Genomic DNA, 253 nt, shown 5'->3' with positions numbered 1-253 from the left:
TAACGTTTCGTGATCGTTCAGATCTTCGTACCCGGCAGCCACGCCAAAGACCCGTTGCCGGATCATGGTTTGAAGCTTGTGGCGAACCAGCACCGGATTACGGGTATCGTCCAGCACCGTAGCCAGGCGCTGAGTGAGCTGGTGTTGATTGTCGACTTCGCGAAGCAGGAGCAGGCCGGCATCGGAGGTGATATGGCCACCGGAGAAATCGGCTTCAATTTGACGGCGAGACAGTGGCGAGAAGGTCAGTTTT

General features: G+C 56.5%; 1 protein-coding gene. It reads right to left on the bottom strand.

The window, feature by feature from the left end; genetic code table 11:
- A partial coding sequence (locus tag Q669_RS19035; protein WP_022993519.1) for a transposase occupies positions 1-253 on the bottom strand: 253 nt, incomplete at both ends.

Origin of the sequence: Marinobacter sp. C1S70 (assembly GCF_000475355.1) — a bacterium.
GTDB classification, from domain to species: Bacteria; Pseudomonadota; Gammaproteobacteria; order Pseudomonadales; family Oleiphilaceae; genus Marinobacter; species Marinobacter nauticus.
The sequence above is the reverse complement of the archived record's forward strand: the minus strand, read 5'-3'. Positions and strand labels throughout refer to the sequence as shown.